We start from the raw sequence: 24,784 nt of genomic DNA, 5'->3' as shown, positions 1-24,784 counted from the left end.
AGGGGCTTTGGCTCACCCCGCGTTGCGTCTTCCCTGCGCCAGCAGCTGCCCGACCAGCGCCCGCAGCGCGCCCGGCCGCACCGGCTTGTAGAGCACCGGGCAGCCGGCGGCCTCGGCGGCGGCGCGCACGGCCGGGCTGCGGTCGGCGGTGACCAGGGCCGCGGGCACCGGCACGGCAAAGCCGGCGCGCAACGCCTCCAGCGACTCCAGCCCGGTGATGCCGCGGCCGAGGTGGTAGTCGGACAGGATCAGGTCCGGCACCCGGCCGTCCAGCGCGGCGCGCGCCTGTTCCGCCGTGGCGCCGGTGATCACGCGGCACGACCAGCCGGACAGCAGGTGCTCGGTCGCCTGGGCGATGGCGGGCTCGTTCTCCAGGCACAGCACCAGGGCGCCCTGCATGTCGCGCCCGCGGGCGCGGGGGGCCAAGGTGCGGACCACCGCCGGCTCGGCGCTGAGGGGCACCTGCACGGCGAACACGCTGCCCCGGCCGACCACCGAGCGCACGGTGACCCGGTGGCCGAGGATGGTGGACAGCCGCTCGACGATGGCGAGGCCGAGCCCGAGGCCGCGCCCGCGGTCGTCGGCGCCGTGGTCGATCTGGCGGAACTCGACGAAGATCTCCTCCAGCTTGTCCTCGGGAATGCCGGGGCCGGTGTCCCACACCTCGATGGACAGCGTGTTCCCCCGGCGCCGGCAGCCGAGCAGCACCTTGCCCCGCGCCGTGTAGCGCACCGCGTTGGACAGGAAGTTCAGGAGGATGCGGCGCAGCAGCGTCGGGTCGCTGCGCACCACGGCGCAGCACGGCACCGCGCGGAAGGCCAGTCCGTGCTGGCGCGCCATCACCGCGAACTCCTCGGAGAGCGGCTTCAGCAACTCGTCGATGCGCAGCGCCACCGGGGTGGGCGTCACCACGCCGCTGTCCAGCTTCGACACGTCCAGCAGGTCGCCCAGGATGTGCTCCACCGAGCGCAGGGACGCATCCACCTGCGCCACCGCCGGGTCGGCGCTGCGCTCGCCCAGCGCCGAGAGGAACAGCCGCGCCGCGTGCAGCGGCTGCAGCAGGTCGTGGCTGGCGGCGGCGAGGAAGCGCGTCTTGGAGCGGTTGGCGCGCTCCGCCTCGGCCTTGGCTTCGGAGAGGGCGGCGGTGCGCTCGGCGATGCGGCGTTCCAGGCTCTCGTTGGCTTCCTTCAGCGCGGCGGCGGCGCGGTGGCGCTCGGTGACGTCGGTGTAGACGGCGACGAAGCCGCCGTCCGGCATCGGGTTGGTGGCGATCTCCAGCACCGTGCCGTCCGGGCGCTCGCGGGTGTAGACGTCCGGCTTGCCGTGCCGGCGCGGGTCGGAACGGCGGGCGAGCAGCGTCTCGATCTCGCCGTTGCGGCCGTACTCGCCGCGCTGGGCGATGTAGGCGACGATCTCCTTCAGGCCGGTGCCGACCTGCACGCTGCCCTCCGGCAGGTCGAGCAGTTCGAGGAAGCGGCGGTTCCACATCGCCACCCGGAACTCGCCGTCGAAGGCGCAGATGCCCTGGCCGACGTTCTCCACCGTGGCGCGCAGCAGCTCGTGCTGCTTGAGGATGGCGCGCGAGGCGACGTCGATGATCGAGCGCGCGTCGGTGCGCGACAGCCGCCGGTCGGACAGCAGCCCCGCCACCACCACGCGCGCCGAGGCCGAGCCGATGGCGCCGGCCAGCAGCCGCTCGGTCATCTGGATCGCCTCGCCGTCGGTGCGCGACAGCAGGGCGGTGGAATCCTGATGGCGCGCCGCCAGCAGCGCGCGGAACGCCGCGTCCGCCTTGGGCGCGCCGACGTAGCGCACGGCGAGGTCGTGCAGGTCGGCCAGCGTGGCGCGCTTGGGCGTCGGCGCCTCCTCCTCCGGGGCGCGCTGCAGCGAGACGAAACGCGCCGCCTGCCGCGCCTCCAGCGCCGACTGGTGGGTGAGCAGCGACAGCACCACGAACAGCACGACGTTCGGCCCCAGGCTCCACAGCGCGGCGTGCGCCAGCGGCGTCAGGCCGTCCACCGCGGTCAGCGCCGCCGGGCTCAGCATCTCCAGGCCGAAGGGAACCGCGCGCAGGGCCTCCGGCGCGATCCAGCCGGCGGCGGCGAAGGAGGGCAGCAGCATGGTGTAGGCCCAGCCGAGGAAGCCCACGCAGATCCCGGCCACGGCGCCCGTGCGGTTGGCGCGCGTCCACAGCAGGCCGCCGAGCAGCGCCGGCCCGAACTGCGCCACCGCCATGAAGGACAGCATGCCGATCGCCGACAGCGGGAAGGCCGAGCCGATCAGCCGGTAGACGCCGTAGGCCAGCACCAGGATGGCGATCACCGCGGCGCGCCGCACCGCCAGCAGCACCGGCACCGGGTCGGCGCGCCAGCGGTTCTGGCCGACGCGCAGGCTCATCAGCAGCGGCAGCACCACGTCGTTGCAGATCATGGTGCTGAGCGCGACCATCTCCACCAGGATCATGCTGGTGGCCGCCGACAGGCCGCCGATGAAGGCGGCGAGCGCCAGCAGCGGCCAGCCTTCGTGCAGCGGGACCGAGACCAGGAAGCTGTCGGCGTTCACCCCGCCGGCCGGGAACAGCGTCACGCCGGCCAGCGCCACCGGCACCACGAACAGGTTGATGGCGACGAGGTACAGCGGCAGCAGCCGCGCCGCCCGGCGCACGTCGCCGGGGTGGGTGTTCTCCACCACCGCCACGTGGAACTGCCGCGGCAGGCAGAGGATGGCCAGCGCCGAGAGCGCGCAGGCCACCCACCAGTCGGCCTCGGCGAAGGGCTCCAGGCTGAGCAGCTGGTCGGCGACCGGGCTGTCGGCGGCCTCCAGCAGCCCGGCGAGGTCGCCGAACACCGCCAGCGTGACGCCCAGCCCGACCGCCATGGCGGTGGCCAGCTTGACCACGGATTCGGTGGCGATGGCCATCATCAGGCCGCGGTGGTGCTCGTTGGCGTGGATGCTGCGCACGCCGAACAGCACGGCGAAGGCGGCCATCAGCAGCGCCACCAACAGCGTCGTGCCGCCGGGCAGCGCGCGCAGCTCGACGCCCAGCGCCTTGCCGGCCAGCACGTCGAAGCTGATGGTGATGGCCTTGAGCTGAAGCGCGATGTAGGGCAGCAGCCCGATCACCGCGGTGACGGTGACCAGCGCCGCCAGTCCCTGGCTCTTGCCGTAGCGGGCGGCCAGGAAGTCGGAGATGGAGACGACGTTCTCCGCCTTGGCGATGCGCACGATGCGCGCCAGCAGCGGCCAGCCCAGCCCGATCAGCAGGATCGGGCCGACGTAGATCGGCAGGAAGTCGAAGCCGTCCGTCGCCGCCCGGCCGATGGCGCCGTAGAAGGTCCAGGACGTGCAGTAGACGCCGAGGCTGAGCGAGTAGAGCCACGGGTTGCTGCCCGCGCCGGCGCTGTCGGCGGTGCGGTCGCCGTACCAGGCGATGGCGAACAGCGACGCCAGGTAGGTCAGCGACAGGATGAGGACGATCGAGTGGTCCATGCGAGCACTATAGCTCAAAAACAAAAATCCCTCCCCCAGCCCCGCTGGGGGAGGTTAGGAGGGGGCGGCGGCTTCGCGGGAAGGCCGTTGCCCCCATCCTGACCCTCCCCCGCCGGAGGCGGGGGAGGGGAAAAATTCAATCGTTGGCGTAGATGTCTACGTCCTTGGTCTCGCGGACGAACAGCAGGCCGATGACCAGCGTCGCCGCGGCGATGATGATCGGGTACCAGAGGCCCGAGTAGATGTCGCCGGTGGCCGCCACGATGGCGAAGGAGGTCGTCGGCAGGAAGCCGCCGAACCAGCCGTTGCCGATGTGGTAGGGCAGCGACATCGAGGTGTAGCGGATGCGCGTCGGGAACAGCTCGACCAGCATCGCGGCGATCGGCGCGTACACCATGGTCACGTAGATGACCAGGACGGTCAGCAGGACGATCGTCATGAAGGTGTTGGTCTGCGCCGGGTCGGCCTTCGGCGGGTAGCCGGCGGCCTTCAGCGCGTCGCCGACGCTCTTCTCAAAGGTGGCACCCGCGGCCGGAGCGGCGGCGGCCGGAGCCGGGCCGTGGCCGACCGACACCGACGCCGGGGCGGCCGGCGCGGCCGAGGCGTTGAAGGACGGGATGACCGTGCTGCCGACCTTGACCTGCGCGACGGTGCCGGCCGGGGCGGTCTCGTTGGTGTACGGGATGCCGCGGCGGACCAGCGCGCTCTTGGCGATGTCGCACGAGCTGGTGAACTTCGAGGTGCCGACCGGGTTGAACTGGAACGAGCACTCGTTCGGGTCGGCGGTGACGACCACCGGCGCGGTGGCGATGGCCTGCTCCAGCGCCGGGTTGGCGTAGTGGGTGATCGCCTTGAAGATCGGGAAGTAGGTGACGATGGACAGCAGCAGGCCGGCCATGATGATCGGCTTGCGGCCGATGCGGTCGGACAGCGAGCCGAAGATCACGAAGAACGGCGTGCCCAGCAGCAGCGCCGCGGCGATCATCAGGTTGGCGGGCTGCGCGTCGACCTTCAGCGTCTGCGTCAGGAAGAACAGCGCGTAGAACTGGCCCGTGTACCACACCACGGCCTGGCCGGCGACGAGGCCGAACAGGGCGAGCAGCACGACCTTCAGGTTCTTCCACTGGCCGAAGGACTCGGTGAGCGGCGCCTTGGAGGTCTTGCCCTCCTCCTTCATGCGCTTGAAGGCCGGCGACTCGCTCAGCTTCATGCGGATCCACACGGACACGCCGAGCAGCACGATCGACAGCAGGAACGGGATGCGCCAGCCCCAGTCGTCGAAGGCTTCCGGCGACATGGAGACGCGGCAGCCCAGGATCACCAGCAGCGACAGGAACAGGCCCAGCGTCGCCGTGGTCTGGATCCACGAGGTGTAGGCGCCGCGGCGGCCGTGCGGGGCGTGCTCGGCCACGTAGGTGGCGGCGCCGCCGTACTCGCCGCCCAGCGCCAGGCCCTGCAGCAGGCGCAGGCCGATCAGGATGACCGGGGCGGCGATGCCGATGGAGGCGTAGCCGGGCAGGATGCCGACGATGAAGGTCGAGGCGCCCATGATCAGGATGGTCACCAGGAAGGTGTACTTGCGCCCGATCAGGTCGCCCAGGCGCCCGAACACCAGCGCGCCGAACGGACGCACCGCGAAGCCGGCGGCGAACGCCATCAGCGCGAAGATGAACGCCGCGGTCGGGTTCACGCCCGAGAAGAACTGCTTGCTGATCACCGCCGCGAGCGAGCCGTACAGGTAGAAGTCGTACCACTCGAACACGGTGCCGAGCGAGGAGGCGAAGATCACCTTCCGCTCCTCGGCGGCCATCGGCCGCGTGGCGTCGGCCGTGGTTGCTGCATAGGCCATTGCGTTGTCACTCCCTCACCGTTTGGTCGGGAACGCCGGTCCTTGTCCGCACGGCTTAAGCCGTGCGGCGGACGGTATTGTAGGCGTACGTTCCATCTATCAAACCATTTGCAGGAAATGCCCGGCGAATCATCCTGGACCTTGGTCGGGGGTGGTGGCGGGGTTGGCTCGGGCGATACTGCGCGGGTCAGGACAGAGCAGGGGTATCGTCCGGATCATGCGCATCGCGTTGCTTGCCGATCTCCACGCCAACCGGGAGGCCGTGGAGGCCTGCCTGGCGCACGCCGCGCGGGCGGGGGCGGAGCGGTACGTGTTCCTCGGCGACCTCGTGGGCTACGGGGCGGACCCCGGCTGGGTGGTGGACACGGTGATGGAACGGGTCGGGCGCGGCGACGCCGCGGTGTACGGCAACCACGACGAGGCGGCGCTGCTCGGTCCCTCCGAGCGGATGAGCGGCGACGCCCGCGCCTCGGCCGAGTGGACCGCCGCGCGGCTGACCGAGCCGCAGCGCGCCTTCCTCGCCGGCCTGCCGCTGAGCGTCGAGGACGGCCCCTGCCTGTACGTGCACGCCAACGCCTGGGACCCCGGGCGCTGGGCCTACGTCCGCGGCACGGCGGAGGCGCGGCGCAGCCTGGAGGCGACGGAGCGGCGCGTCACCCTGTGCGGCCACGTCCACCAGCCGGCGCTGTACCACCAGGCGCCCGGCGGCCCGGCGATCCGCTTCGAGCCGGCACCGGGCGCGCCGGTGCCGCTGGGCGGACGGCGGCGCTGGCTGGCGATCCCCGGCTCGGTCGGGCAGCCGCGCGACGGCAACCCGGCGGCCTGCTGCGCGGTGCTCGACGCCACCGCCGGCGTGCTCACCTTCCACCGCGTGCCGTACGACCACGAGGCGGCGGCCGACAAGGTGCGCCGCGCCGGCCTGCCGCCGCGGCTGGCGGCGCGCCTGCGCGAGGGAGGGTGACGTCATGGCCCCGGTCGTCCTGTCCCCCGGCTCCATCGTCGACGGCTACCGCCTGGAGGAGCGCCTGCACCAGGGCAGCATGGCGGCGCTGTGGCGGGTGACGCGCGTGGATGCCGGACAAGCCCCTCTCCCCTTGAGGGAGAGGGGTTGGGGAGAGGGGGGCGCCGGCGACAGCCGGCCCGAAACCCTTCCGCCGCCTCCGGCGGCTACGGCCCCTCATCCCAACCCTTCTCCCTCAAGGGGAGAAGGGCTTCAGAGCGGAGCGCCCGAACCGCTGGTCATGAAGGTGCCGCTGCTGCGCTACGGCGACGACCCGACGGCGATCCTCGGCTTCGAGGTGGAGCAGATGCTGCTGCCGCTGCTCGACGGGCCGCACGTGCCGCGCTACGTCGCCTCGGGCGGTTTCGAGACGCAGCCCTACATCGTCATGGAGCAGCTGCCCGGCGAGCCGCTGTCCGCCGCGCTGGCCGAGGCGCCGCTGCCGGCCGGGCGCGCCGCCGACCTGGGCGCGCGGGTCGCGGCGGCGCTGCACGACCTGCACCGCCAGCACCTCATCCACTTCGACGTCAAGCCGTCCAACATCATGTTCCGCCCGTCCGGCGAGGCGGTGCTGATCGATTTCGGCCTGTCGCGCCTCGACGGCCGACCCGACCTGATCGCCGAGGAGATGCACACCCCCGCCGGCACCGGCGCCTACATCGCGCCCGAGCAGGTGATGCGCGTGCGCGACGACCCGCGCAGCGACCTGTTCGCGCTGGGCGCCGTGCTGTACGAGCTGGTGACCGGCCGCATGCCGTTCGGCAGCCCGCAGACGGTGCGCGGCCTGCGCCGCCGCCTGTACCGCGCGCCGGTGCCGCCGCGCGCGCTGAACCCGGACTGCCCGCCCTGGCTGCAGGAAATCGTGCTGGGCTGCCTGGAGGTCGATCCGGCGGCGCGCTGGCAGTCGGCGGCGCAGGTGGCGTTCCTGCTGAAGAACCCCGACCAGGTGACGCTGACCGCGCGCGCCGAACGGACGCGGCGCGACGGCGCCTTCACGGTGGCGCGCAGCTGGCTGCGCTGGCTGGCGCGCACGCCGGCGATCCGCCCGTCGGTGTCGGAGCGGCTGTCGCGCGCGCCGATCATCGCGGTGGCGGTCGACCTGTCGGAGGGCGAATCGGACCTCAGCGAAGCGCAGCGGCGCACCGTCGGCATGCTGCTGGGCTGCGCGCCGGGGGCGCGGCTCGCCTGCCTGATGGTGCAGCGGGTGCCGCGGATCGGCATGGACATCAACGTCGACAAGGAGGGCAACAACCGCCACGTCGGCGCGCTGGTGCGCCTCAAGCACTGGGCCCGGCCGCTCGACGTGGCGCCGGAGCGCATCACCTACCACGTGCTGGAGGCGCCGGACGCGGCGGCGGCGATTCTCGACTACGTGCGCGGCAACCACGTCGACCATCTGGTGGTGGGCGCGCGCGGGCATTCGGCGCTGCGGCGCTATCTCGGCAGCGTGTCGTCGCCCCTGGTGGCGCAGGCGCCCTGCACGGTGACCGTGGTGCGCCCGGCCGAACGGCCCGGCGTCGCGGCGGCGGAGGAGGGCGGGCCGGGCACGGAATAGCCGCTTCCCCTCCCCAAGCCAGCGCCGGACAAAAAGAAAGCGGCGGGCCGCGAAGCCCGCCGCTCAGGCTGGTATGCGCTCTCTAGAACATTCGAGGCACCCCTAGCAGGCCACGAAGCGACGCGATTGGCAATCGGAGAAACGGACTATCTGCAACGCCAACGGTGCAACCGTGACCGTTGCCGGGTTGCGCTGTTGGAAGGAGGAACCGGATCCACGCGGGAGCTTCGTCCATGAACGCCTTCGGTTTCGCCGTGCTTTTCGTGCTGGCGCTGGCCATCGGCACCGGCGTCGTGCTGGAAACCGGCTTCAGCCGCAGCGCCGACGACACCTTCGCCCGCCAGAGCGCGCGGGTGGGCGAGGGCGGCTCGATCGAGGCGCGCCACTTCTCCGGCAGGTAGCCGCTACTCCGCGGGGTGCGGCCGGGCGGCCGGGGGCGGGTCGACTCGGCCCTTCCTGACCTGCTCGTCGTACCAGCCGCGGTGATGGTCCTTGGCCCAGTTCTCGTCCACGTGGCCGGTGCCCATGGCGTCGAAGGCGCCCTCCATGCCGACCGAGCCGATGTAGATGTGCGCCAGGATGATGGCGATCATCAGCGCCGCCAGGGCGCCATGGATGACGTGGATGATCTGCATGCCGCCGATGCCGGTGAACGCGAACGGCGCCAGCAGCAGGAACCCGGTCACCGCCAGCGACCCGCCGCCCAGCACAACGGCCCAGAAGATGCCCTTCTGCCCGGCGTTGAAGCGCCCGCATTCCGGATGCTCGCCCGACTTGGAGAACAGGCCGCCCAGGGTCTTCAGCCAGACGAGGTCGGCCTTCTCCGGGATGTTGTCGCGGACCCACAGCACGATCATCAGCAGGATGCCGAGCACGAACGGCACGCTGAGGAAGTTGTGGATCGCCTTGCCCGACTGGGCGAGCGTGGTGAACGCCGGGTGCCCGATCAGCGGGATCAGCAGCGGCCGGCCGAAGGTCACCACCAATCCGGTTAGCGCCAGCAGCAGGAAGCTCGTCGCCGTGGTCCAGTGGGCGAATCGGTCGATGGCGGCGAAGCGCGGCACGGTGCGCCCGGCGCGCCCTTTCCCGATCCGGATGGTGCCGCGCACGAGGTAGAACACCAGCAGCAGCCCCGCCATGCCGAGGATGGCGATGGCGGCGCCCCAGCGCAGGATCACCGTGCGGTACTCCCGCCATTCCCGCCCCTCCGGCTGCACCAGCACGGCGAGCTTGGAGTCGGGGATCGAGACGATGCCGACCTCCTTGTCCTGGTGCGGCGCGTACAGCTCCACCTGATCCTTGGAGGTCGGCGAGTTCGGGCCGGGAGCCTGGTTGAGCTGCGCCTGCACGGCCGGCGCCGCCAGCAGCAGCGCCGCGAGGAGCAGGAAATGCCTTAGGTGGCGCATGGTATCGTCTCCTCGCTCCGTTCCGTGTCCGCTTCATTCTCTTTCCGTCATCCCCGCGAAGGCGGGGATCCATAACCGCCAAGGCATGCCGCTTCGGGAATTATGGATCCCCGCCTTCGCGGGGATGACGGTGTGGGGGCGTTCTGGTTCGTTGTAAGGTCAAGTGGTTCAACCCATAGTGCCTATAACCCACTAGCTGCCGCCGGTACCGACCCGCCCCGGTGCCAGGGCGTCGTCGCGGTTCCGGGAGACGTAGGCGGTGGCCCAGCCGTGCGCGCCGGAGCCGTAGCCGCGGCGCACCACGCGCTCCTTGTAGATGTCGGCCAGCACGTCGCCGTCGCCGGCCATCAGCGCGCGGGTCGAGCACATCTCGGCGCACAGCGGCAGCTTGCCCTCGGCCAGACGGTTCTTGCCGTACTTCTGGAACTCCTCGGGGCTGCCGTCGGCCTCCGGGCCGCCAGCGCAGAAGGTGCACTTGTCCATCTTGCCGCGCCCGCCGAAGTTGGTGGTCTGCGGGAACTGCGGCGCGCCGAACGGGCAGGCGTAGAAGCAGTAGCCGCAGCCGATGCACAGGTCCTTGCTGTGCAGCACCACGCCGTCGGCGGTCTGGTAGAAGCAGTCCACCGGGCACACCGCGGCGCAGGGCGGGTCGGTGCAGTGCATGCAGGCCATGGATATCGAGCGCTCGCCCGGGTCGCCGTCCCTGAGCGTGACGACGCGGCGGCGGTTGATGCCCCAGGGCACCTCGTGCTCGTTCTTGCAGGCGGTGACGCAGGCGTTGCACTCGATGCAGCGTTCGGCGTCGCAGAGGAACTTCATGCGGGCCATGGACGGAACCCTCCCGTTACGCCGGTTCGACGCGGCACAGCGTCACCTTGGTTTCCTGCATGAACGTCACCGGGTCGTAGCCGTACGTCGTCACGCCGTTGCACGGCTCGCCCAGCACGATGGGGTCGGTGCCCGGCGGGTAGGCGCCGCGCAGGCTCTCGCCCTGCCAGTAGCCGGAGAAGTGGAAGGGCATGAACACGGTGCCCGGCCCGACGCGGTTGGTGACCAGCGCGCGCACCTTGGCCTTCGCGTTGTTCTCCGGTCCGTAGACCCAGACCCAGCCGTCGTTGCGGATGCCGAGGCGCTGGGCGTCGGCGGTGTTGATCTCGGCGAACATCGACTGCTGCAGCTCGGCCAGCCAGCGGTTGGAGCGCGTCTCCTCGCCGCCGCCCTCGTACTCGACGAGGCGGCCGGAGGTGAGGATGAACGGGAACTTCGCCGGGATGTCCTTGTCCTGCACGCTGGCCTGCAGCGACTTGGCGAGCTGCGGAAGGCGGAAGTCGCGGCGGTCGGGGATGGCCGGGTACTGCGCCACGAGGTCCTTGCGCGGGGTGTAGATCGGCTCGCGGTGGATCGGCACCGGGTCGGGCAGGTTCCAGGCGCTGGCGCGCGCCTTGGCGTTGCCGTGCGGCGAGCAGCCGTGCTTCAGCGCCACGCGGATGATGCCCATGGACAGGTCGGTCTGCCAGCTCACCTCATCGATCTTGTCGCCGCCGATGGCCTGGATGACGCGCATCTCCTCCGCCGTCAGGTCCTTGTCCCAGCCCAGCTTCTTCAAGACGGCCATGGTGAACTCGGGGTACCCGTCCTGGATCTCCGAGCCCTTGGAGTAGGAGCCATCGGCCAGCAGGCTGACGCCCTCGCGCTCGACGCCGAAGCGGGCGCGGAAGACGCCGCCGCCCTCCATGACGTGCTTGGAGGTGTCGTAGAGGATGGCCGAACCCGGGTGCTTCAGCTCCGGATGGCCCCAGCACGGCCAGGGCAGGCCATAGTACTCGCCCTTGCAGGGGCCGCTCTCGGCCCGCATGGAGATCTTGTCGAAGTCGGCCTGGTGCTTCATGTGCAGCTTCAGGCGCTCCGGCGACTGGCCGGTGTAGCCGGTGGACAGGCAGGACCGGTTGATCTCCCGCAGGATGTCCTCCGGCACCGGGCGGGTGCCCTCCACCGTGATGTGCTTGAACATGTCGTCGGCGAAGCCGAGCTTCTTCGCCAGCAGGTAGATGATCGTGTAGTCGTCCTTCGATTCGAAGATCGGCTCGACGAGCTTCTCGCCCCACTGCATGGAGCGGTTGGAGCAGGTGCGCGAGCCGTCCGTCTCGAACTGCGTGCAGGCCGGCAGGATGTAGGTGCCGCCGCGGCGGCTGGGGATCGCCGCGAAGGTGGTCGGGTGCGGGTCGGCGATGACCAGCAGCTCCAGCTTCTCCAGGCCCTTCACCATGTCCGGCATGCGGGTCACGGTGTTGCCGCCGTGGCCGAAGCACATCATGGCCTTGAGGGTGTCCGGCTGCTCCAGGTCCTTCCTGTCGATCAGCACCGCGTCGAACCAGCGGGTGGTCGGGATGCCCTTGGCCTCCATCAGCTCCTTGGAGGCGAAGCGGCCCTTCATCCACTCGTAGTCCACCTCCCACACCCGGCAGAAGTGCTTCCACGCCCCCTCCGCCAGCCCGTAGTAGGAGGGCAGGGTGGAGACGTCCAGACCGAAGTCGGTGGCCCCCTGCACGTTGCAGTGGCCGCGGTAGATGTTGGCGCCGCCGCCCTCGATGCCGATGTTGCCGAGCGCCAGCTGCAGGATCGAGAAGGCGCGGACGTTGGCGGTGCCGACCGTCTTCTGGGTGGCGCCCATGCACCAGATCAGCGTCGACGGCCGGTTCTTCGCCATCGCCTCGGCGACGCGCTTCAGCTGCTCGCCGGGGACGCCGGTGACGCGCTCGACCTCCTGGGGGGTCCACTTCTTCACCTCGGCGCGGACCTGGTCCATGCCGTAGACGCGCTGGCGGATGTACTCCTTGTCCTCCCACCCCTGCTCGAAGACGTGCCAGAGGATGCCCCACACCACCGGGATGTCGGTGCCCGGACGGATGCGCACGTACTCGGTGGCGTGCGCGGCGGTGCGGGTGAAGCGCGGGTCGATGACGATGAAGGGGGCGCGGTTGCGCTCCTTGCCGCGCAGCATGTGCTGCATGGACACCGGGTGCGCCTCGGCCGGGTTGCCGCCGATGATGACCAGGCACTTGGAGTTCTGGATGTCGTTGTAGGAGTTGGTCATCGCCCCGTACCCCCACGTGTTCGCCACGCCGGCGACCGTGGTGGAGTGGCAGATGCGCGCCTGATGGTCGACGTTGTTGGTGCCCCAGAACGCCGCCAGCTTGCGGAACAGGTACGACCCCTCGTTGGAGAACTTGGCCGAGCCCAGCCAGAACACGCTGTCCGGCCCGGACTTCTGCCGGATCTCCATGAGCTTGTTGCCGATCTCCTCGATAGCCTGGTCCCAGGAGATGCGCTTCCACTCGCCGTTCTCCAGCTTCAGCGGGTACTTCACCCGCCGCTCGCCGGTGGTCAGCTCGCGCACGGACGCGCCTTTCGCACAATGCGTGCCCTGGCTGATCGGGCTTTCCCAGCCCGGTTCCTGGCCGGTCCACACGCCGTTCTGGATCTCGGCGATCACCGTGCAGCCGACCGAGCAGTGCGTGCAGATGTTCTTGCGCGTCACCGTCTCGGCGCCGGGGATCGGCCCGGCGGCCTCCGCCTTGCGGATCATCGCCGCCGGCAGCGCCGAGAGCGCCGCCATGCCGCCGGCCGCGAGGCCGGAGCTGTGCAGGAAGCCGCGCCGGCTCACCCCCTCGCCGGTCCCGGCGGTCAGGGAGCGCTTGAGGTGCCCGCGCGGGGCGGTGCCGGAGGAGCGCTTGGTCAGCATGGCGGGCCTACAGGCGGTTGAGGGCGTAGAAGCGCTTGACGTGGTCGGTTTCGGCGTAGCGCGGCTTGACCTGCTTCTGCGGCGTCTCGGCGGCCTCGGCCGCCGGCGCCGCGCTCAGCGCCGCGGCTCCGGCGGCGCCGAGGCCCAGGCCCTTCAGGAGGTCGCGCCGGTCGATGCCGGTGGTCTTGCCGGTGGTCTCGGTGGTCATGGGGCGGTCCTCGGTGCCAGGGCGAAGGCATCGCGCTCGATGCCCAGGAACAGCCGGCCGACGGTGCCCACCGGCCGGTACAGGCGCGCCGCCCCGACGCTTTCTAGGTCGGCGAAGAAGTAGCCGGCCCAGGGGGCGAGGTGGCGGTCGAAGAAGCGCTGCTGGGTGGGCAGCGGCGCGCACTCGATCAGCGCCGCCATCACCTCGCACAGGGTGGCGATGTGGTCTTCCGGCTCGGCGACGCCGGGCGCGCGCTCGAAGCCCAGCACGCGCAGGTCGCCGCGCACCGCGGCCAGCGGCCGGTCGTTGAGGCAACCGGACAGGTAGTAGGAGCCGTAGGGAACGAGTTCGCCGCGCACCACGCCGATGAACAGCGCGTTGAACTCGCGCTCGGCGTCGTCGGCGCTGGTGAACCGTGCGGCGGCGGCCAGCGCGTCGAGCGCGCGGCCCAGCGGGGTGGAGTCGCCGCTCAGCCCGGCGAACGCCGTCAGCAGGGCACGCGACGGCGGCCGTGCCAGCACCTGGGCCAGCAGCGTGTAGGCCTGCGCCCGCAGGCGGTCGGCATCGTCGACCATGGTCCCTTGGGCAAGCGCCGCCATGTCTGCGCCGTTTCTGTTTTTCCTGAAACCGTCAACAGCGCTAAGTCTCTGATGTTTCGCTGTCCTTTTCGGGTGGGTCGCCGGCCGCGACCTCCTCTTCCGGCATATCGCCGAAGACGGCGTTCAGCAGGTCGGCGACCGTGTCGGTCGCCCGCAGCGCGCCGTAGCCGGGTGCGTTGCAGTCCCAGTCGTACTCGGCGAAGCCGCGGAAGTTGGCGATCGCCGGGTCGCTGACCCAGGCCCTGCGCAGCGCCAGCCGCGCCAGCTCCACCGGCACGTCGGGGGCGAGGAAGCGGGTGTAGTCGCTGTCCGCCCCCAGGCTGTCGATGGGCGGCAGGGGGGACGGCGGCTCGCGCTCCGGCTCCCCGGCGACGGGTTCGGGCAACGGCGGTTCGGGCGCGGCGGGCTCGGGCGGCGCGTCTTCGCCCTCGCGCTTCAGGCGCGACCAGCGGGACAGGAAGCCTTCCTCGTCAGCCATGTTCGCGCTCCAGACGGGGGCGGCGGGCCAGCGCCTCGGGGTCGGCGCGGTCGCGCGTGCGCTTGTGGAAGGGGCGGTCGACGTGGTGCCGCTCGACGAAGGCGCGCATCCAGGCGGCGAGGTCGGGCGGCAGCGGCAGCGCCTCGATCAGGTCGTCGCCGGCGTCCGAATGCGCGTCGATCTCGCCGGGGTCGACGGTGACGCCGAGCAGCCGCAACCCCGGCTCCCCGCCGTCGCGGCGCAGGATGACGAAGGCCGCCGGCCGCGGGCCGTCGAGGTTGTGCCGGTAGTTGTCGGTGTCGCTGGCGAACAGCGCGACGTCCGCCGCCCCGGCGTAGCAGCGCGCCCAGCCCTCGCCGGACTCCAGCACCGTCCACGGCGCCACGTCCGGCCGGCCGGGCAGCAGGGCGACGGCGCTCCAGCGCTCCGGCTGCCAGGGATTGCCGGTGCGCCGCCGCTCCACCACCACGCCGACGGTCCGCTGTTCGATGCTGTCCATGCTGGGGAAACAGCGGCGCGGGAAACTTGCTCCCTCCGCCTGTTGTTCAGGCGTGTGTTGGTCTTTCCCGAGGGAGTCCGTCCATGCGCGCCATCCTGCCCTTCAGCGCGGCCTGTCTGCTCCTGGCGTCCGTTGCCGCCGCCCAAGATGGCCAGAAGGACACTCTGGCCAAGGACCCCGCCGTCCGCGAAAGCCAGGAGCCGCAGCCCAACCCCCAGGGCATCCGCTCGCCCACCCACGAGACCAGGGGCGACACCCAGGCGGCCGAGCTGGCCGCCGCGCTGGCCGCGGTGCGCCGGGCGCCGCCGGATCTCCAGGGCACGCCGGTGCCGCGCCCGAACCCGCTGGCCAGCGAGCCCGACGACCCGCAGGAGCCGACGCGCTCGCAGAACCCGTCGGACCTCACCAGCCAGGAAACGAAATAGCGCCTATTCGGCGCGCACGGCTCCCACGAACAGGATGCGCTCGAAGGTGCGGTTCAGCACCTTGGAGTGGAAGTTCTGCATCTCCGCGCCCTGGCCGTGGTGCACGGTCTGCCCCGGCTTCACCGCCGTGCGCGGCGCCGCCAGCCAGCGCTGCGCGTTGCCGTCCTTCAGAAGGATGTAGGTGTAGGCGTTGGCGTCGAAGGTCTCGACCACCGTGCCCTTGTAGGGCATCGGCTCGCCCGGCGTCTGCGCCGGCACGCCGAGGATCTGGCCGGCGTCCTGCGGCGTCGGGTGGCCCGCCGGCGGCGCGGCGGCGGCCGGCAAGGCGCCAAGGACAAGGGCGGCGGTCAGGGCGGCAAGGGTACGGGTCATGGCGGTCTCCGCGGCGGTGGGGCGGACTGTAGGCGCGAAACGGCCGGCCCGCCATCATACTTCCGGGTGTGGCGCGGCTCACAGCGGCGCAGGCCGGCCCGGGCGCAGGCTGCGCGCTCCGCTTCACCCGACGGAGACGCCCCGTGGTCGCGGCCCGCACCGCCCTGTTGCTCGCCCTCCTGTTCGTCGCCACCGCCGCCTACTCCGGGGAGCGGCTGGAATGGCCCGACGGACGCGCCTACGACGGATCCCTGCGCCACGGTCGTCCCGACGGCGACGGCGTGCAGGTGTGGCCCGACGGCCGGCACTACCGCGGCACGTGGCGCGACGGCGTGCCGGAGGGCTTCGGCACGCTGACCCTGCCGGACGGCCGGCGCTACGTCGGCCGCTTCGCGCGCGGCCGGCCCACCGGCGAGGGCGAGTTCCTGTCGCCCACGGGCACCCGCTACCGCGCGCGGGTCGAGCCGGACGGCACCTTCGCGCCGGGCGCCATGCTGGGCGGGGCCAAGCCCGCGCCCAGGGCGGCGTCCAGGATGGCCTCCAGGCCCAGCCCCCCTGCCCAAGCCGACACCCTGGAGGCTTGGCTGCGCCGTCCCTGAATTCACGTCGTACCGATAATCGTTCGCGCACGCTTCGCTTGTGATCCGCAGTCACGATTATCCGAAGTCCATGTTGTCTCGGGCCACGCACCGTTTAGAATAGTGGTGTGGTGCGGCTATTTTGCAGTTGTGTTGCCGGCATGTTTTTACGCGCCTTGCCTTCCCCTGAAATTTTGCTGCGGTGCGTCTTGGCGGGCCTGCTGCTGGCCGGCGGCTATGGGGCCGCGTGGCTGGCGCTGTACGAGCTGGGGCAGTGGGGCGTGATGGTCGGCGGCTCCTGGCCGTGGTTCGTCCCGGCGGCGCTGCGGCTGGCGGCGTTCCTGGTGGCGCCGCTGCCGGCCCTGCCGCTGCTGATCGCGGTGGAGCTGCTGGTCGGCGCGCTGTGGGCGCACTGGTCGCTGGTCGCGCCCACCGCGGTCGTCGTGCTGCGCCACCTCGCCCTGCCGGCCGGCGCCGCGCTGGTCGCGGTGGTGTGGCGGGCCGGCACCGCCGGGCGGGTCGAGGGGATGCGCGGCGCGCTGTGGCTGCTCGCCGCCATGGTGCTGGCGCCGGCCGCCTCGGCGTTGTCCGGCACTCTGGCGGCGGCGGCCGAAGTGCCGTCGGTCGGGGTCAGCACCGGCCTGTTCGCCGTCTACTTCGTCGAGGAACTGGCCGCCGTGCTGAGCTTCACGCCGGCCCTGCTGGTGCTCGCCGGGCGGCTGCGGCCGCCCGACGCGCCGTTGTCCGAGAGGCTGATGCACGCCAGCGGCGTCCTCGCCGCGTGCGTCGCCGTGCTGGTGGCGACCGAGCTGTGGGCGCTGCCGACGGAAGCGGCGGTCGCCGCGTCGCTGCCGCCGGTGGCCTGGGCGGCGCTGCGCTTCGGCCTGCCCGGCGCGGCGCTGGCGGTGGCGGCGGCCAACAGCCTGCTGGTGGTGGCGGCGCAGGGCGGGCCGCCGGTGGCCAGCGATGGCCTGATCCTGGTGGCGGGCTTCGGCCTGGCCCTCGGCGCCGTGGGGCGGCGGATCCGGCGCGGGGGCTGGCTGGCGCCGCTGCTGCTGCTGCTGGCGGTCGTGCCGGCGCGGGCCGAGGAGCGCCCGTGGCGGGTGGTGACGCTGGCCTTCGAGTCCGACGATTACGACAGCTTCCGCGCCTTCCGCCGCCGCCTGCTGGAGGACGGGCGGCCGGTCGAGTTCCTCGCCCGCTCGCTGGGCGGCGACATCCGCCGCATGCCGGCGATGATCGAGGAGATCCGCGCGCTCAGGCCCGACCTCGTCTACACGCAGAACACCACCATGGTGACGGCGCTGGTCGGGCGCGGCGCCACGCCGGATCCGGCGCGCTATCTGACCGACGTGCCGGTGGTGTTCAGCTTCGTCTCCGACCCGGTGGGCGCCGGCCTCGTCGCCGCTCCGGCCGGGTCGGGGGAGCCGCTGCGGTCGCGCCGCAACGTCACCGGCACCATCCACGTGCTGGACGAGGCGACGCTGCTGCGCAGCCTGCTCGCCTACCGCGCCAGCGTCCGGGTCGCCGTGCTGTACGACGGGGTGGAGCCGAGCAACCTGTGGCGGGTCGAGGACCTGAAGATCGCCGCCAGGGGGCTGCGCACCACGCTGGACTTCGTGCCCTTCCGCACCGACCGGACCGCCGCGACGCCGGAGGGGCTGGCGCGGCTGCTGGAGGGGGTGGCGGCGCGCCGGCCGGACATGCTCTACGTGATTCCCAACGCCGGCCTCGCCCCGCACCTCCGCCCGCTGTTCCGGACCGCCGAGCGGCTGCGGTTGCCGACCTTCTGCGCGCTGGAGACCTTCATCGACGCCGGCTGCATGGCCGGCGTCATGCCGCCCCTGGCCGAGTTGGGCCGGCAGACGGCGGAGATGGCGCTGGCCATCCTGCACGGACGGGCGCGGCCGGGCGACATGGCGATCATGGTGCCGCAGCGCTTCAGCTTTTTCGTCAACCTGCCGGTGGCGCAGCGGCTGGGCGCCTTCCCGTCGATCCAGATCCTCACCTTCGCGCGTCTGGTCGATCACCCGCCCGGCGATTCCCGTTAACGCCCAAGTAAGGCTGCGCGTGCTCGTCTGTGTACGGGAGAACGATGCACAGCGACAGGACGCGATGATTCCGATGGCCATGCCCAACGCCGAAACCTACCGGCAACGCTTCGTCGCGTTCTACGAGGGACTGGCGCTGGTCTATCCCGAGGTGTTCAATGGCGGCACGCAGCGCATTGGCTCCACCTTCCCGATCGCCGGGGCCGGCGGGCTGGACGCGCAGACCTTCTACATGAAGCCGATCCTGTCGCTGCTGTTCGACGACGAGGTGGTCGTCGACCTGATGGCGCTGGCCCGCGCCGTGCAGCGCCAGGGCACCCTGCCCGACGCGCCGCGCCGCCGGCTGGAGCGGGTGCCGAACCTGCGCCGGATGCTGATGACGGCGACCGAGGCGGCGATGACGCTGACCGTCCAGGTCGGCCGCTGGGAGAGCGGCACCGACCTGTTCGCCAACGTGCTGGTCAACACCGAGGCGATCCTGCAGATCTGCGGCCTCACTGGCGCGGTGTTCTCCGCCGAGGCGCTGGAGGCGGAGCCGGACGCCGGCCTGATGGACCAGTCGGCGATCGACGCCCTGTTCGCGTGAAGGAACGGGCGCCCCGCGGGCGGCGGTGATCCCCAAAGACCCGGATCCCACACGCGACGGGACCGGCGCGCGGACGCGCGCCGACCTCTGCCACTGGATGGCCGATCCCTTCGGCAAGACGTTCCACCCGTTCAGTCTGAGCTGGGTGGCATCGCGTGTCCTCACCGCTGAGCCAGGCCGCGTCCGTTCCCCGTGCGCCTACCCCCGGATCACAAAGGTCAGCTCATAACCTTGCCGGAATTGCGGATCGAAGGTCCGCGCTTGCACGATCTGCAGCATGAAGACGGAAGCAAATCGCTTAAAATTGTCTTGAACATGCCGCGAACAGCTGCGGTATCCGAGCGCGGATCACGGTCTTCGCATCAACACTACACCCACATCCAACAAACTGATGACAAATAACTTCAATGGAAGTAGCTTGGGTGCAAGATGTAACAGTAAGAGCAAAAAAATGAGCGCTTCGGGTGAGCGCGCGGTTCCGTCTCTGTTCAGCAAAGACGATATCTTAACTGCGCGGGGAATTGGTATCGTTGCTGTAGTTCTCGGACATATTGGCGTATTCTATAGCATCCCAAATATGTATTTCTGGCATATACCTCTGTTCTTTTTCCTTTCAGGGGTCGGTTTTTTATCTCAGCATTCGTTTTTGAAGACCATCCGCCATGTGATCGTGGATATCCTGTTGTACTTATGGGTTTGGACTGTCATTTACGGCGTGGTTTTGTGGGCGCTGGATCCGCTAATGCCTGAGGCAAATTTTGTCTTTGCAAATGAACCCTGGCTTAGCGTTATGTCCGTATACATCATCACCTTTAATAGTCATGCCATCGGCTTCTTAGCGCCATGCTGGTTTCTTCTGGCGTACGCCGCTGTGGTGGTGATCTGTGCCCCGGTCATGAGGGTGGTGCCTAGATATTTGTTGACCCCGCTGGGCGTCCTGGCTCTGGTGGCTGGATGGCAGCTTGGAACAGTGGACGGGCTGGCCTTGGGGGCATGGCGCCGTGTGCTGGTTGGCCAATCTCTCTTGGGGGCGGGTTACTGCCTTTTGGGCGCGGCGTTCTTCAGCTCTGCAAAAGCTCAGGCGCTGGCAACCAGGCCCGTAACGGCCATGGTCTCGCTTCTGGCGATCGTATGGGTGCTTTCGGCGATCCAGCCAAAACCCTTGAACATTGCTTGGCTGGCGCTCGACCCGAATATCCTGGCTGTGTGTGTGGTCACGTTTGCAGGCATACACCTGGCGCTGGTGCTTGCGCGTTCTTTGCAGAATTTTGCCCCACTGCGAGTGTTGGGGCGGGAGAGCAAAGCGATTATGACGCACCACCTGCTAGGGTTTGCGCTCATCAACGTCTGCGTCTTGGCTCTTGGACGGATAAAACTCGATGGGCTGCATGCCTACAGCCTTTTCCGCCCGGAGGTCATGTGGCCCGCTTACCTCGTGGTCGGTCTGCTGCTACCATTAGGCATCGTGCGAGTTTCCAGCCGGTTGTCCGGTCCGCTTCGGTTATGATCCCGATTGATCGAGCATTGTGCCTGATACCGCCGAGCGGAATCACTGACACACCTCCTTACCGTCATGGCCGGGCCTGTCCCGGCCATGACGATGAAGAGAGCGATGTGCCAGTGCTTTGGCCCTGCGGTATCAGATCCAGCGCTTGCGGCGCTTGAAGCTCTTGAGGTTCTTGAAGCTCTTGCGCTCCTCGTTGCCGCCGCCGAGGTAGAACTCCTTGACGTCCTCGTTGTTCTTCAGCTCGTCGGCGGTGCCGTCGAGCACCACCTTGCCGTTCTCCATGATGTAGCCGCTGGCCGCCGCCTGCAGCGCCATGCGGGCGTTCTGCTCGACCAGCAGGATGGTGACGCCGAGGTCCTTGTTGATGCGCCGGATGATCGAGAAGACCTCCTTCACCATCAGCGGCGACAGGCCCATGGACGGCTCGTCCATCAGGATCAGCTTCGGCCGGGCCATCAGCGCGCGGCCGATGGCCAGCATCTGCTGCTCGCCGCCCGACAGGTAGCCGGCGAGGCCCGTGCGCTCCTTCAGGCGCGGGAAATAGTCGTAGACCATGTCCAGGTCCTGGCGCACCTGCCCGTCGCGGCGCGTGAAGGCGCCCAGGCGCAGGTTCTCCTGGCAGGTCATGTCGCCGATGATGCGGCGGCCCTCCATCACCTGGAAGATGCCGCGGCGGACGATCTGGTCGGGGTCGATGCCGTTGATGCGCTCGCCGTCGAAGACGATGTCGCCGCGCGTCACCTCGCCGTCCTCGGTCTTGAGGAGGCCGGAGATGGCCTTCAGCGTGGTCGATTTGCCGGCGCCGTTGGCGCCCAGCAGCGCCACGATCTCACCCTGCGGGACCTCCAGGCTCAAGCCCCGGAGCACCAGGATGACGTCGTTGTAGACGACCTCGATGTTGTTGACGGAGAGCAGCAGCGGCTTGGCCGGCGCCGGAGCGGCAGCCGCCGCGGGGAGTTCGGCCTGGGCGATGGTCATGCGGCACCTGGATCGGGAAGAGGTCTTGCTAGCCCCTCTCCCTTCGACGGGAGAGGGGTTGGGGAGAGGGTGGCAAGTAGCTATCCCCTCTCCCCAAACCCCTCTCCCGCAAGGGGAGAGGGGCTTTATGGACTTACCAGCCCAGCCACTCGAGCTTGCGCGGGACGTCCACGGTGGCGATCTTCTCCAGCTTGACCGCGCCGGACTTGACCAGCTCCTCCACCGAGGCGCCGGTGTCGCCCTTCACGTTGGCGCGGTACAGGTTGACCTGCGTCGTGCCGCGGTGGTCGGCGTCGGTCCAGGTGGACGGCACGCAGACGCTGTCGAGGCCGGCCGGCACCCAGTCCTTCTTCTGGTACATGCCCTTGCGGATGTTCGGGCCGGTCACGCCGCCGTTCTTCGCCGCCCAGTCCATCGCCTCCTTCATGTAGAAGGCCGAGCAGATGCCGGAGACGTAGTGCACGGGCCGGTAGACGTTGCCCGACGGATCGGAGATCTTGGAGATCTCCTTGACCGTCTTCATGCCCGGCGTGTCGCCGCCCCAGATGGACGCGGTGCGGACCGGGAACACCACGCCGTTGGCGGCCGAGCCGGCGGCCTTGGCGGCGTTCTCGTCCATGCCCCAGACGTTGCCGAGGAACTGCACCTGCGCGCCCACCGTCTGGCAGGCCTTCAGCACCGAGATGTTCGAGCCCGCGGTGTTGCCGAGGTAGGCGTAGTTGGCGCCGCTCTGCTTCAGCGTCAGACACTGCGCGGTGTAGTCGCCCGGCGTCAGCGCGAACTGCACCGCCGGCAGGACGTCGAAGCCCAGCTCCTTCGCCAGCTCCTCGCCGGCCGCCTTGGGTGCGTTCGGGTAGGGGTGGTTGGCGCCCATGTGGACGTACTTCGGCTTGCCCGAGCCGCCCTTGGCCTTCCAGTCGTCCGCCGCCCACAGCAGCATGGCGCGCAGCGCGTCGGAGTAGGACGGGCCGTAGAAGAAGTTGTACGGCGACGGCTTGGAGCCGTGCGTGCCCTTGCCCGACGGGTCGGTCAGGTGGCCCGAGTAGGAGCCGGAGAAGTAGGGGATCTCGTCCTTGGTGACGAAGCCGGTCAGCGCCTCGGTGTCGGCGGTGCCCCAGCCCTGGATGGCGGCCACCTTGCCGGCGCCGGCCGACCAGCTCTTGTACTGGCTGATGGCGCGCGGCGCCTGGTAGCCGTAGTCCACCGTCTCGACCGCCATCGGCGTGCCGCCGATGCCGCCGTTCTTGTTGATGTAGGCCAGCGCGTCCGCCACGCCCTGGCCGAACGGAACGCCGACGTCCGACGTGGCGCCGGACTGGTCGGCGAGATGGCCGACCGGGATCTTCTGCTGCGCCATGGCCGTGCCGGACACGGCCAGCAGGGCCACGGTGGCGAGAAGAGTCGTCTTCATCATGTGCGCTTTCCCCCTGTTATGCTTTGCGTCGATTGGTCGGTGTAGAGAACGGCCTAGTGCGAGAAAGGATAGAGCTTCCAGTAGGCCTTGATCTGCTTCCAGCGGTGGGCCAGCCCGTCGGGCTCGAACACCAGGAAGAGGATGATGACGATGCCGATCGCCATCTCGCGCAGGAAGGCGACGGCCTCGCGCAGGTTGAGCGCCTGGTCGATGGCGGTGCCGGACAGCGCGGTGGTCAGGTACTGCATCAGCTCCGGCAGCAGCACCATGAAGGCGGTGCCCATCAGCGAGCCCATGATCGAGCCCAGGCCGCCGATGATGATCATGCCGAGGAACTGGATCGAGAAGAGGATGGTGAACCCCTCCACCGACACGAACTGCAGGTAGTGGGCGTACAAGGCGCCGCCCATGCCGGCGTAGAAGGCCGACAGGCCGAAGGCCATGGTGCGGTACTTGGTCAGGTTGATGCCCATGATCTCGGCCGACAGGTAGTGGTCGCGCACCGCCACCAGGGCCCGCCCGTCGCGCGAGCGCATCAGGTTGGTGGCCAGGATGTACATCACCACCATGTAGACCAGCACCACGTAGAAGTAGCTGTGGTCGGTGTCGAAGGCGAAGCCGAACAGCTCCAGCGGCATGGCGATGGTGCCGGCCACGCCGCCGGTGAACCAGTCGGCGCGGGCGAAGAAGTCCTGCAGGATGTACTGCGCCGCCAGCGTGGCGATGGCGAGGTACAGGCCCTTCAGGCGGGCCGCCGGCACGCCGAACACCATGCCGACCGCGGTGGTCATCAGCGCCGCCAGCGGGATGCACGCCCACACCGGGATGCCCCAGCGGTTGTTGAGCCAGGCGGACGCGAAGGCGCCGAAGCCGAAGAACGCCGAGTGGCCGATGGAGATCTGCCCGGTGAAGCCCACCAGGATGTTCAGCCCCAGCGCCGCGATGCCCAGGTAGCCGATCTGGATCAGCTGGTTCAGCCAGAAGCGGTCGAGCACGGCCGGGGCGGCCAGCAGCAGCAGCACGCCGAGGATGGCGAAGTTGCGGCTGGTGACGGTCGGGAAGATGGTGGTGTCGGACCCGTACGAGGTCTTGAAGTCGCCGGACGGGATGAGGGTGGTGGTCGCCATGATCTCGGCCGCTCCTTACACGCGCTCGATGTCTTTGGTGCCGAACAGGCCGTAGGGCTTGATCATGAGGATCGCGATCAGGACGTAGAAGGGCGCGATCTCGTACATGTTGCCCCAGTTCAGCCACTGGCTGTCCACGTAGTGGGCGAGGTTCTCCAGCAGGCCGACGATGAGGCCGCCGAGCACCGCGCCGATGACGCTGTCCAGCCCGCCGAGGATGACCGCCGGGAACACCTTGATGCCGAAGAAGGACAGCGCGGACGACACGCCGTTGACGACGCCGACGGTGACGCCCGCCACCGCCGAGACCATGGCGGAGATCGCCCAGCTCATGGCGAACATCTGGCGGACCGAGATGCCCAGCGACTGCGCGACCTGCTGGTCCCAGGCGGTTGCCCGCATGGCGAGGCCCATGCGCGAGTATTTGAAGAACCAGCCGAAGCCGGCCATGATCAGCAGCGAGATCACCAGGCTGACCACGTAGACGGTCTGCACCTCCAGCCCGAGGACGTTCATGGTCGGGCTGGCGAAGATCGGCGGGAACGGCTTGGCGAACACGCCGAACATCCACTTCATCAGCGCCTGGAAGACGATCGACAGGCCGATGGTCACCATGATGACCGAGATGATCGGCTCGCCGATCATCGGCCGCAGCACGACGACCTGCAGGATCACGCCGAACACCAGCATGAAGACCAGCGTGATCGGGAAGCCGATCCAGAACGGCAGCTGCCACGAGGTCAGCAGGTACCAGCAGGTCCAGGCGCCGATCAGCAGGAACTCGCCCTGCGCGAAGTTCACGATGCGGCTGGCCTTGTAGATCAGCACGAACGACATGGCGACGACGCCGTACAGCGCGCCGACGATCAGGCCGTTGATGAGCAGTTGGAGCAGAAGCTGCATTGTTGTTTTTCCTCCCCG

The 24,784-nt window shown here is 69.7% G+C and carries 22 protein-coding genes; 8 read left to right on the top strand and 14 right to left on the bottom strand.

From position 1 onward, the window contains the following. Positions 1 to 12 precede the first annotated feature (12 nt). Both ACRWK7_RS00310 and ACRWK7_RS00305 read right to left on the bottom strand, forming a co-directional pair. Entirely contained in the window at positions 13 to 3,489 is a 3,477-nt protein-coding gene (locus ACRWK7_RS00310; protein ID WP_431854165.1) for a PAS domain-containing hybrid sensor histidine kinase/response regulator, read from the bottom strand. A 136-nt stretch (positions 3,490 to 3,625) separates the two neighbouring features. After that, positions 3,626 to 5,338, bottom strand: a complete 1,713-nt coding sequence (locus ACRWK7_RS00305; RefSeq protein WP_431854164.1) for an MFS transporter — start codon at positions 5,336 to 5,338, stop codon at positions 3,626 to 3,628. Positions 5,339 to 5,555: 217 nt separating this feature from the next. On the opposite strand from ACRWK7_RS00305, the gene ACRWK7_RS00300 reads away from it, so the two are divergent. The 3 genes from ACRWK7_RS00300 (at position 5,556) to ACRWK7_RS00290 (ending at position 8,294) form a co-directional block, all read left to right on the top strand. Further along, positions 5,556 to 6,299, top strand: a complete 744-nt coding sequence (locus ACRWK7_RS00300) for a metallophosphoesterase family protein (protein WP_431854163.1) — start codon at positions 5,556 to 5,558, stop codon at positions 6,297 to 6,299. A gap of 4 nt (positions 6,300 to 6,303) precedes the next feature. Continuing rightward, positions 6,304 to 7,893, top strand: a complete 1,590-nt coding sequence (locus tag ACRWK7_RS00295) for a protein kinase domain-containing protein (protein WP_431854162.1) — start codon at positions 6,304 to 6,306, stop codon at positions 7,891 to 7,893. Positions 7,894 to 8,126: 233 nt separating this feature from the next. Further along, the gene (locus ACRWK7_RS00290) at positions 8,127 to 8,294 is read left to right on the top strand and encodes a hypothetical protein (protein ID WP_431854161.1); all 168 of its coding nucleotides are present in this window, start codon (positions 8,127 to 8,129) and stop codon (positions 8,292 to 8,294) included. A 3-nt stretch (positions 8,295 to 8,297) separates the two neighbouring features. On the opposite strand, the gene ACRWK7_RS00285 is transcribed toward ACRWK7_RS00290, so the two are convergent. From ACRWK7_RS00285 to ACRWK7_RS00255, 7 genes are all read right to left on the bottom strand, one after another. Beyond that, positions 8,298 to 9,299, bottom strand: coding sequence for a formate dehydrogenase subunit gamma (locus ACRWK7_RS00285; RefSeq protein WP_431854160.1), 1,002 nt, complete (start codon positions 9,297 to 9,299; stop codon positions 8,298 to 8,300). 192 nt (positions 9,300 to 9,491) lie between these two features. Continuing rightward, a complete protein-coding gene (gene fdh3B / locus ACRWK7_RS00280) occupies positions 9,492 to 10,127 on the bottom strand; it encodes a formate dehydrogenase FDH3 subunit beta (protein ID WP_431854159.1) in 636 nt (211 codons plus the stop codon). Positions 10,128 to 10,143: 16 nt separating this feature from the next. After that, entirely contained in the window at positions 10,144 to 13,041 is a 2,898-nt protein-coding gene (locus ACRWK7_RS00275; protein WP_431854158.1) for a formate dehydrogenase subunit alpha, read from the bottom strand. Positions 13,042 to 13,048: 7 nt separating this feature from the next. Further along, positions 13,049 to 13,249, bottom strand: a complete 201-nt coding sequence (locus tag ACRWK7_RS00270; RefSeq protein ID WP_431854157.1) for a twin-arginine translocation signal domain-containing protein — start codon at positions 13,247 to 13,249, stop codon at positions 13,049 to 13,051. Then, a complete protein-coding gene (locus ACRWK7_RS00265) occupies positions 13,246 to 13,848 on the bottom strand; it encodes a TorD/DmsD family molecular chaperone (protein ID WP_431854156.1) in 603 nt (200 codons plus the stop codon). The genes ACRWK7_RS00270 and ACRWK7_RS00265 overlap by 4 nt, the downstream gene beginning before the upstream one ends. A gap of 40 nt (positions 13,849 to 13,888) precedes the next feature. After that, complete coding sequence (locus ACRWK7_RS00260; protein ID WP_431854155.1) at positions 13,889 to 14,326, bottom strand: DUF3306 domain-containing protein; 438 nt, start codon at positions 14,324 to 14,326, stop codon at positions 13,889 to 13,891. Continuing rightward, a complete protein-coding gene (locus ACRWK7_RS00255) occupies positions 14,319 to 14,825 on the bottom strand; it encodes a DUF3305 domain-containing protein (protein WP_431854154.1) in 507 nt (168 codons plus the stop codon). Before ACRWK7_RS00255 ends, ACRWK7_RS00260 begins: the two co-directional genes overlap by 8 nt. Before the next feature lie 83 nt (positions 14,826 to 14,908). Here ACRWK7_RS00255 and ACRWK7_RS00250 point away from each other — a divergent pair, with 83 nt between their 5' ends. Then, complete coding sequence (locus ACRWK7_RS00250; protein ID WP_431854153.1) at positions 14,909 to 15,250, top strand: hypothetical protein; 342 nt, start codon at positions 14,909 to 14,911, stop codon at positions 15,248 to 15,250. 3 nt (positions 15,251 to 15,253) lie between these two features. Here ACRWK7_RS00250 and ACRWK7_RS00245 read toward each other — a convergent pair whose 3' ends face one another. Beyond that, positions 15,254 to 15,622, bottom strand: a complete 369-nt coding sequence (locus ACRWK7_RS00245) for a hypothetical protein (RefSeq protein WP_431854152.1) — start codon at positions 15,620 to 15,622, stop codon at positions 15,254 to 15,256. Between the two features lie 143 nt (positions 15,623 to 15,765). Between ACRWK7_RS00245 and ACRWK7_RS00240 the strand changes: the two genes are divergently transcribed. From ACRWK7_RS00240 to ACRWK7_RS00225, 4 genes are all read left to right on the top strand, one after another. Next, a complete protein-coding gene (locus tag ACRWK7_RS00240) occupies positions 15,766 to 16,221 on the top strand; it encodes a hypothetical protein (RefSeq protein ID WP_431854151.1) in 456 nt (151 codons plus the stop codon). A 188-nt stretch (positions 16,222 to 16,409) separates the two neighbouring features. Next, the gene (locus ACRWK7_RS00235) at positions 16,410 to 18,251 is read left to right on the top strand and encodes an ABC transporter substrate binding protein (protein ID WP_431854150.1); all 1,842 of its coding nucleotides are present in this window, start codon (positions 16,410 to 16,412) and stop codon (positions 18,249 to 18,251) included. Positions 18,252 to 18,330: 79 nt separating this feature from the next. After that, a complete protein-coding gene (locus tag ACRWK7_RS00230; RefSeq protein ID WP_431854149.1) occupies positions 18,331 to 18,837 on the top strand; it encodes a hypothetical protein in 507 nt (168 codons plus the stop codon). A gap of 451 nt (positions 18,838 to 19,288) precedes the next feature. Further along, positions 19,289 to 20,344, top strand: a complete 1,056-nt coding sequence (locus ACRWK7_RS00225; protein ID WP_431854148.1) for an acyltransferase family protein — start codon at positions 19,289 to 19,291, stop codon at positions 20,342 to 20,344. A 132-nt stretch (positions 20,345 to 20,476) separates the two neighbouring features. Here ACRWK7_RS00225 and ACRWK7_RS00220 read toward each other — a convergent pair whose 3' ends face one another. The 4 genes from ACRWK7_RS00220 to ACRWK7_RS00205 all read right to left on the bottom strand — a co-directional run bounded on the left by ACRWK7_RS00220 (position 20,477) and on the right by ACRWK7_RS00205 (position 24,766). Beyond that, positions 20,477 to 21,322, bottom strand: coding sequence for an ABC transporter ATP-binding protein (locus ACRWK7_RS00220; RefSeq protein ID WP_431854147.1), 846 nt, complete (start codon positions 21,320 to 21,322; stop codon positions 20,477 to 20,479). Positions 21,323 to 21,455: 133 nt separating this feature from the next. Then, positions 21,456 to 22,733, bottom strand: coding sequence for an ABC transporter substrate-binding protein (locus ACRWK7_RS00215; RefSeq protein ID WP_431854182.1), 1,278 nt, complete (start codon positions 22,731 to 22,733; stop codon positions 21,456 to 21,458). A 56-nt stretch (positions 22,734 to 22,789) separates the two neighbouring features. Continuing rightward, a complete protein-coding gene (locus ACRWK7_RS00210) occupies positions 22,790 to 23,863 on the bottom strand; it encodes a branched-chain amino acid ABC transporter permease (RefSeq protein ID WP_431854146.1) in 1,074 nt (357 codons plus the stop codon). A gap of 15 nt (positions 23,864 to 23,878) precedes the next feature. Beyond that, positions 23,879 to 24,766: a branched-chain amino acid ABC transporter permease gene (locus ACRWK7_RS00205; RefSeq protein WP_431854145.1), complete on the bottom strand. Its 888-nt coding sequence runs from the start codon at positions 24,764 to 24,766 to the stop codon at positions 23,879 to 23,881. Positions 24,767 to 24,784: the final 18 nt, after the last annotated feature.

This window comes from Azospirillum sp. (assembly GCF_050789165.1).
Note: the sequence above shows the minus strand (reverse complement) of the source record. Positions and strands in the feature narration are given on the sequence as shown.